This is a genomic window from Pseudactinotalea sp. (assembly GCF_048594945.1).
Lineage (GTDB): Bacteria > Actinomycetota > Actinomycetes > Actinomycetales > Beutenbergiaceae > Pseudactinotalea.
Map to the genome: position 1 here is coordinate 1 of NZ_JBMDXJ010000165.1, position 8,085 is coordinate 8,085.

7 protein-coding genes and 1 pseudogene are annotated in these 8,085 nt (G+C 68.4%); all 8 read left to right on the forward strand.

The genetic code is table 11. The features are described from left to right. The coding region (locus ACOJSN_RS07460; protein WP_420111875.1) for a transketolase at positions 1–857 on the forward strand (857 nt) is incomplete at its 5' end. Continuing rightward, a complete protein-coding gene (locus ACOJSN_RS07465; RefSeq protein ID WP_420111876.1) occupies positions 857–1,876 on the forward strand; it encodes a transketolase family protein in 1,020 nt (339 codons plus the stop codon). The genes ACOJSN_RS07460 and ACOJSN_RS07465, both read left to right, overlap by 1 nt. A gap of 16 nt (positions 1,877–1,892) precedes the next feature. Further along, positions 1,893–3,362, forward strand: coding sequence for an FGGY family carbohydrate kinase (locus ACOJSN_RS07470; protein ID WP_420111877.1), 1,470 nt, complete (start codon positions 1,893–1,895; stop codon positions 3,360–3,362). Continuing rightward, a complete protein-coding gene (locus ACOJSN_RS07475; protein ID WP_420111878.1) occupies positions 3,362–4,351 on the forward strand; it encodes a sugar phosphate isomerase/epimerase family protein in 990 nt (329 codons plus the stop codon). Before ACOJSN_RS07470 ends, ACOJSN_RS07475 begins: the two co-directional genes overlap by 1 nt. Next, complete coding sequence (locus tag ACOJSN_RS07480) at positions 4,348–5,163, forward strand: SDR family NAD(P)-dependent oxidoreductase (RefSeq protein WP_420111879.1); 816 nt, start codon at positions 4,348–4,350, stop codon at positions 5,161–5,163. The genes ACOJSN_RS07475 and ACOJSN_RS07480 overlap by 4 nt, the downstream gene beginning before the upstream one ends. Before the next feature lie 126 nt (positions 5,164–5,289). Next, positions 5,290–6,597, forward strand: coding sequence for an ABC transporter substrate-binding protein (locus ACOJSN_RS07485; protein WP_420111880.1), 1,308 nt, complete (start codon positions 5,290–5,292; stop codon positions 6,595–6,597). 84 nt (positions 6,598–6,681) lie between these two features. Continuing rightward, a complete protein-coding gene (locus ACOJSN_RS07490; RefSeq protein ID WP_420111881.1) occupies positions 6,682–7,587 on the forward strand; it encodes a carbohydrate ABC transporter permease in 906 nt (301 codons plus the stop codon). Next, positions 7,584–8,085, forward strand: a pseudogene (locus ACOJSN_RS07495) (carbohydrate ABC transporter permease); the annotation flags it as partial. The gene ACOJSN_RS07490 and the pseudogene ACOJSN_RS07495, both read left to right, overlap by 4 nt.

Consider the following 8,085-nt stretch of genomic DNA (forward strand, 5'->3'; position numbering starts at 1 on the left):
GGTGGCGGCAGGAGCGCGAGGCGATCGCCGCCGCCGACGAGGCCGAACGAGTGACCATGATCCACGAGGCCGCTCAGCGGGTGCGGCGGTCGGTGGTGCGCACGATCGACGCCGCGCGCGCCGGTCACATCGGCGGCGATCTGTCGGTCAGCGACATCCTTGCCGTGCTCTACCTCGGCGTCCTCGACGTCGACCCTGCCGACCCGGCTCGTGCGGATCGTGACCGCTTCATCATGTCGAAGGGGCACTGCGCCGCCGCGTTGTACTCGATGCTCGCCCACAGCGGCTACTTCGCCACCTCTGAGCTGACCACCTTCATGGCGCCGTTCTCGGCACTCAACGGACACCCGAACCGCACCAAGGTTCCCGGCGTCGAGACCAACACCGGGCCGCTCGGGCACGGGTTGCCGGTCGCGGTCGGCGAGGCACTGGGGCTGCGGCTGCAGGGTTCCCAGCGCCGCGTGTTCGTGGTGACCGGCGACGGCGAGATGCAGGAAGGATCGAACTGGGAGGCGATCATGGCGGCCGCCCACTACCGGCTCGCCAACCTCACGCTCGTGGTCGATCGGAACCGCCTGCAGCAGGGCGCGCGCACCGAAGAGACCAACGCGCTCGACCCGTTGGGCGAGCGCCTCGCGGCGTTCGGCTGCGAGGTCCGCGAGGTCGACGGGCACGACGTCACCCAGCTGCTCGAGGCGTTCGCGCCGTCGAGCACCGGGCGACCGGTCGCCGTCGTCGCGAACACGATCAAGGGGAAGGGTGTCTCGTTCATCGAGGACCGTGTCGAGTGGCACCACAAGGTGCCCACGGCCGAACAGGTGACGGCCGCACTGGCCGAGCTGGGGGAGAGTGCATGATGAACCACCCCACGGAGTTCTTCTCCCCCGCTTCGCTCCCCCGAACAACTCCGCGGGGACCCCGGAGCCGCGTCGACGAGCCCACCGCGACCGGGTACGACAACCGGACCGCCTTCGCCGAGGAGTTGGCGGCACTCGCCCGCGCCGACGAGCGGGTCGTCGCCGTGTGCAACGACTCGGTCGGGTCCTCGAATCTCGGTGCGTTCCGGGAGGAGTTCGGGGATCGACTGATCAACGTCGGTATCGCCGAGCAGAACATGGTCGGGATCGGGGCCGGCCTCGCCGCGACCGGATTGATCCCGTTCGTGTGCGGCGCGGGACCGTTCCTCACCGGCCGCGCGACGGAGCAGGTGAAGGCCGATGTCGCCTACTCCCAGCACCCCGTGATCCTGTGCGGCATGAGCCCCGGGATGGCCTACGGCGAGCTTGGCCCCACCCACCACTCCGTCGAGGACCTGTCCTGGATGCGGGCGCTGCCCGGCCTCGACATCGTGGTGCCGGCCGACCGGCAGCAGACCCGGCAGGCGATGCGCCTGGTGGCGGCCGAGCCGCGCCCCACCTACATGCGGATCGGGCGCCACAAGGTCCCGGACGTCACGTCCGAGGGCGACGACCTCGTGCGCGGTCGTATCGACATCGTCGTGCCCGGCGGCGACATCGCCATCATCGCGACCGGCACGTTGGTCTCGCGGGCTCTCGAGGCGTCTCGGCGACTGTCCGACGACGGCGTCTCGGCCCGGGTGCTCAATGCCGCCTGGATCTCTCCTCTCGACGAGGCGACGCTCCTCGATGCGGCCGACGGGACTCGCGCCGTGATCGTGGCCGAGGAGGCCAACATCGCGGGCGGTCTCGGTGCCGCGGTGGCGCAGCTGGTGGCCCGGGAGGGCCTCAGCCGCCGGGTGATTCCGCTCGGGCTGACGGAGTTCGCTCCCACCGGGAGCAACGACGTGCTCCTCGAGCATTTCGGGCTCACCTCTGACAACATCGTCCGTGTGGCAACCGACGCACTGCACGCATGACCTCCCGGAGATGGCGGTGAACGGTTCGGCGGGTGACGCGGGGCCGCTCGTCGTCGCGATCGACCAGGGGACGAGCTCGACCAAGGTCGCGTGCGTCGACGGTGTCGGCCGCCTCGTGCGCGAGGTGAGCGTGCCGATCGGTCAGCAGCACCCGCGGCCGGGGTGGGTGGAGCAGGACGCCATCGAGATCCTCGACAGCGTCCGCACAGCAGTGCGTGAGGCGAGCGACGGCGTCGAGGCCAGGGTCGTCGCACTGGGGCTGAGCAGCCAGCGTGAGTCGGCGCTCGTGTGGGACCGGGCGACCGGGCAACCGGTAGGTCCGATGCTCGGCTGGCAGGACCGGCGTACCGCCGATGAGGTGGCGGCCGTGTCGGAGGCGGATGCTGGACGCGTTCGCGAGATCACGGGGCTGCCACTCGATCCGATGTTCTCCGCGCTCAAGATCGCGTGGCTCCTCGACCAGGTGGATCCGGACCGAAAGAGGTCGCGGCGAGGCGAGCTCGCGGTCGGGACCGTGGATTCGTGGCTGCTGTTCGCGCTCACCGGCGAGCACCGGATCGAGACCGGCAACGCCTCCCGCACGCAGCTCCTCGACCTCGCGACGGGGAACTGGTCCGACGAGCTGGTCGAGCTGTTCGGCATCCCCGCGGCGACGCTGCCGCAGGTGCGCGCCTCGGATGCGCCCAGCGCGCCGGCTCCCGATCTGCTCGGGCGCGCCTTCACCGCCGTGCTCGGCGACTCGCACGCCGCCCTCTACGGCCACGGTGTCCGCGAGCCCGGGGCGGTCAAGGTCACGTACGGCACCGGATCATCGGTGATGGGGCTCAGCGCGGCCGGGGAGGTGCCCTCCGGCCTCGTCGGCACCATCGCGTGGCAGGTGGGGGGCGCAGCGCCGCAGCGCGCGATCGAGGGCAACATCCTGTCCACCGGCGCCACGTTGGCGTGGCTGTCACGGCTGCTCGGCCGTGAGGTCGACGAGCTCACCGCGCTCGCGCGCACCGCACCCGCAGACCACGGTGTGATGCTCGTCCCCGCTGTCGCCGGTCTCGGCGCGCCGTACTGGGATGGTTCCGCCCGCGCCGTGCTGCACGGCTTCGATCTCGGGACCGACGCCGCCGTGCTGGCGCGCGCAGGCGTGGAGTCGATCGTGCACCAGGTCGAGGACGTGCTGAGCGCTGCCACGAAGGCGGCGCCGATCGCGACCGTACGCGCCGATGGTGCGCCTGCACGCGACGACAGCCTGATGCAACTCCAGGCCGATGTCTCCGGTCGTGAGGTGCTGCGCCCGGACGCGGCGGCGCTCTCCGTGCTCGGAGCAGCCGAGGTCGCCGCGGTCAGCGCCGGGCTGGCGCCGGTTCGTGAGGACCGCACCACACGCTTCACCCCCCAGGGCGACCCGACACAGACGCGAGCCGCCCGCGCAGCCTGGCATCACGCCGTCGGGCTGGCGCGTACCAGCCCACCCCGAGTTGAAGGAGATCAGTGATGGCACAGCGCTACGGAGCAGGGATCTGGCACTTCGCCACCTACGTGGACCGGTACGCCACCGACGGGTACGGCGAGCCGAAGACGATCCTCGACGGCATCGAGCTGGCCGGGCAGGTGCGCGACCTGTCCGTCGTCGACCTCAACTACCCGTTCTGGGGCGGCGAGTTCAGCAACGAGCAGGTAGGTGCCGCGCTCGAGAAGGCCGGGCTGTCGGTCATCGGCATCACGCCCGAGATCTACACGCGCACCTTCATGAAGGGATCCTTCACGAACCCCGACCCGGGTGTGCGGCGGCTCGCGCACGAGCTGGTCACCGAGGCAGCCGGCGTGGTGCGGCACTTCGGTGCCGACTACGTGAAGCTCTGGCCCGGCCAGGACGGCTGGGACTATCCGTTCCAGGTGGACCACGGCGCGCTCTGGAAGGCCTCGCTCGACGGCGTGGGCGCGCTCGCGGCCGAGAACCCGGACCTCAAGTTCGTCATCGAGTACAAGCCGCGCGAGCCGCGCGTGCACATGAGCTTCGACTCGGTCACCCGCACGCTGCTGGGCATCGAGAAGATCGGGCTGCCCAACGTCGGCATCCTGCTCGACTTCGGGCACGCACTGTTCGGCGGTGAGTCGCCCGCCGACTCCGCCCAGCTCGCGATCGACTACGGCCGCCTTTTCGGCATGGATGTCAACGACAACATGCGCGGCTGGGACGACGACATGGTCGCCGGCACCGTGCACCCGATCGAGCTGTTCGAGTTCTTCTACACGCTGCGCAAGAACGGCTGGGAGGGCGTGTGGCAGCTCGACCAGTTCCCGTTCCGGGAGGACTCGGTCGCCGCCGCTGACCACGCGATCGACTTCCTCAAGGCGGTGGAGCGGGGCCTCGACGTGCTGGACATCGAGGGGGTGCGGGCCGCGCAGGAGAAGCACGACGCCCTCGGTGCTCTCGCGCTCGTGCAGCGTGCACTGTTCCAGGGGTACGGCGAGGACTCATGACCGACGGCGCTGCCGTGGCCTCTCCGATCTTCGCCGGCCACTTCTCCGGTCGCCGTGCGGTCGTGACGGGTGCGGCGCGCGGCATCGGTCTCGGAATCGCGCAGGCCTTCGCCGAGTGCGGTGCGGCCGTGCTGCTCGTCGACCGTGACCCCGGCGTGGTCGAGGCAGCCGAGAATCTGGTGAGCCGAGGGCACGAGGCGAGCTCCGCCGTCGTCGATCTCACGAACGAGGACGAGGTGACGGCGCTGTTCGCGCGCGTGCGTGAGGACTGGGGCGCGCTCGACGTGCTCGTGAACAACGCGGGCATCATCACGATCTCGGACGTCGAGAGCCTCCGCACCGCGGACTTCGCGCGCGTGCTCGCAGTCAACACCACGGCGGCCTTCACCACCACGCGAGAGGCCGTCCCGCTGCTTCGGGCAGCCGGTGGTGGCAGCGTGCTGAACGCGAGCTCGGGGCAGGGGCGGCAGGGCTTCATCTACACGCCGCACTACGCGGCGTCGAAGATGGGGATCATCGGGATGTCGCAGTCGCTGGCCAAGGAGCTCGCGCCCGACCAGATCCGGGTGAACTGCTACTGCCCCGGCATCGTGGAGACCGAGATGTGGGCGTACAACGATGCCGAGTGGGGCCGGCGGCTCGGCGAGTACCAGCCGGGTGAGCTCATCGCCGAGTGGATCGACGACATCCCGTTGCGCCGCCCTGCGGCGGTGGCCGACGTGGCGAACCTGCTGCTGTATCTGGCCTCCGACGCCGGGAGCTACATCACCGGGCAGGCGATCAACGTCGATGGCGGCATGTTCATGAGCTGAAACGCCGTTACGGGATCGTAACGGCGAAAACCTTGACGGCACTTGCACTTCGTGCGACTCTTCTTGTAACGTTTCAACGCAGCCAACGGTGTGCTGCGGGAAACGCCATGACGAGGAGGTCAGGGAATGACGATTCAGAAGCGACGCGGTGCGGCGATCGCCATCGCTGCGAGTGCGGCCATCGCGCTGGCTGCGTGCTCGAGTGGTGGCGGCGGTGAGGGAGACACCGTCGAGATCACCGCGCTGACCGGAAGCACCGGTACCGGGCCGGCGTATCTGGAGGCGCTCATCGAGGCGTTCGAGGCCGAGCATCCGGACATCAACGTCACCATGAACACCCAGCCCGCCGGCACCGAGGGCGACAACCTCAACAAGACCAAGCTCGCCACCGGCGAGATGGAAGATGTCTTCTTCTACAACTCAGGGTCGCTGCTGCAGGCACTCAACCCGGATCAGAACCTCGTCGACCTGAGCGATCAGGAGTGGGCGGGCACGCTCATCGACAGCATGGTCGCCGTCGTGTCCACCGAGAGCGGCGCGATCTACGGTCCGCCCACAGGCACGTCGCAGGCCGGCGGGGTGGTCTACAACAAGCCGATCTACGAGGAGCTCGGGCTCGAGGTCCCCACGTCGTGGGCGGACTTCATGGCGAACAACGAAGCGATCGCGGCAGCGGGCACGACACCGATCGTCCAGACCTACGGTGACACCTGGACCAGTCAGTTGTTCGTCCTGGCCGACTTCGCCAACGTCGCCGCCCAGGACCCCGACTGGGCCACCGAGTACACCGCGAACAACCGCAAGTACGTGGACCAGCCAGGCCTGCAGGGATTCGCCAACCAGCAGGAGACCTACGAGGCCGGCTTCTACAACGAGAACTTCGCCTCGGCGACGTATGACGACGGCGTCGGCATGGTCGCCACCGGCGAGGCGGCGCACTACCCGATCCTCACCTCGGCGATCTCGAGCATCACACAGAACTACCCGGACAACATCGACGACGTCGGCTACTTCCCGCTGCCGGCGCAGGACGCCGACGACACGCGCGCCACGATCTGGCTGCCGAACGCCGCCTACATCCCCAACACCACCGAGGGCGACGAGCTCGAGGCGGCCAAGCTGTTCGTCGCCTTCATCAACTCGCCCGAGGGCTGCGCGCTGCAGACGGAGTTCAACGCACCGGCAGGCCCGTTCACCACGAGCCTGTGCGAGCTCCCGAGCGACGTGCCTGCGCTGCTGCAGGACGTGCAGACCTGGGTCGACAACGACTTGGCCGGACCGGCGCTGGAGTTCCTCTCGCCGATCAAGGGCCCGAACCTGGAGAACATCACGGTCGCGGTCGGCTCCGGCATCTCGACCGCCGACGAGGGCGCTGCCACGTATGACGAAGACGTGATCAAGCAGGCGCAACAGCTCGGCCTCGAGGGCTGGTGATCGATCCTGCCCGCCCCGCGCCGATGGGTGCGGGGCGGGCAGGTGCTGACCCCTACCGCTGCTGACCAGGAAGCAGGTGAGCTGATGGCCCAGGTCGCCGTCAACCCCGCGAGGACCGCCGAGCGGCGGCGCTCCAAGAAGTCGATCTACCCGACGTGGTTCTACGTCCCCGCAGGTCTGCTGTACGTGGTGCTCTTCGCGGTACCGACGTTCGCCTCGTTCTACTTCGCGTTCACGCGATGGACGTTGCAGGACGTCGAGTTCACCGGGATGCAGAACTTCGTCACGTTCTTCAGCGAACCGCAGCTGCGTACCGGTTTCATCAACACCTTCATCTACGGCTTCATGACATCGGGCATGAAGGTGGTGCTCGGGCTGGCGCTGGCGCTGCTCCTCACGAGCCAGCTGATCGGCCGAGGGTATCTGCGGTCGGTCGTGTTCTTCCCGGTGCTCGTCTCGGCGATCGGGGTCGGCATCACCTTCAAGGTGCTGCTCGATCCGTTCGACGGTCTGCTCAACTCCTCGCTGGCGGCGCTCGGCATCACCGGCCCGGGGTGGCTGACCGATCCGCAGTGGGCGCTGTTCTCGGTCGCGCTGATCGATGTCTGGAAGGGCGTCGGTATCGCGACGCTCATCTACATCGCCGGGCTGGCGGCGATCCCGCAGGAGTACTACGAAGCCGCCAAGGTCGATGGTGCCGGTGGATGGAAGAACTTCCTGCACATCACGCTGCCCTTGGTGCGCCCGGCCACGGCCACCGTGGTGCTGCTGTCGCTGATCGGCGGACTTCGCTCGTTCGACCTGATCTGGGCGACGACCCGCGGCGGTCCGGGGTTCACCAGCGACGTGATCGCCTCGGTGATCTACAAGCAGTACCAGGCTGGTTTCTACGGGCTCTCGACCGCCGGCAACGTGGTGCTGTTCGTCGTGGTCACGGCGATCGTGGTCCCGGTCTCGTACTTCCTCAACCGGCGGGAGGTCGAGCGATGAGGCGGCAGGCGAAGATCCGCAGCATCGTGGTCGGCCTGATCTCGATCGCGCTGTCGGTGGTCGTGTTCATCGTCCCGTTCGTGTTCATCTTCCTGACCGCGAGCAAGACGGCGCCCGAGGCATCCCGGCTGGAGTTCTCGCTCCCCACGGAGTGGGCGATCTGGCAGAACCTCGTCGATGTCCTGAGCGTGCGGAACGGGATCGTCGTGCGGGCATTCATCAACAGCACGCTGATCACCGTGCTCAGCGTCGCGATCATGGTCGTGTTCGCCGCGATGGTGGGATACGTGCTGCAGCGACGTCGCTCACGCTGGAATCCGGCGGTCAACTTCATGGTGCTCGCCGGGCTGATCGTGCCGCCCGCCGTCGTCCCGACGATCTGGGTGATGCAGACGCTGGGACTCTTCAAGACGATCCCGGGCATGATCCTCATCCAGGCGACCTTCGGGTTGTCGTTCTGCGTGCTCCTGTTCCGAGCATTCGTCTCGACGATCCCCA

Excerpts from the sequence above, each read along its gene's own strand:
- ACOJSN_RS07465 (WP_420111876.1), top strand. The coding sequence starts at position 857 with ATGAACCACCCCACGGAGTTCTTCTCCCCCGCTTCGCTCCCCCGAACA.
- ACOJSN_RS07475 (WP_420111878.1), top strand. The coding sequence starts at position 3,362 with ATGGCACAGCGCTACGGAGCAGGGATCTGGCACTTCGCCACCTACGTG.
- ACOJSN_RS07480 (WP_420111879.1), top strand. The coding sequence starts at position 4,348 with ATGACCGACGGCGCTGCCGTGGCCTCTCCGATCTTCGCCGGCCACTTC.
- ACOJSN_RS07485 (WP_420111880.1), top strand. The coding sequence starts at position 5,290 with ATGACGATTCAGAAGCGACGCGGTGCGGCGATCGCCATCGCTGCGAGT.
- ACOJSN_RS07490 (WP_420111881.1), top strand. The coding sequence starts at position 6,682 with ATGGCCCAGGTCGCCGTCAACCCCGCGAGGACCGCCGAGCGGCGGCGC.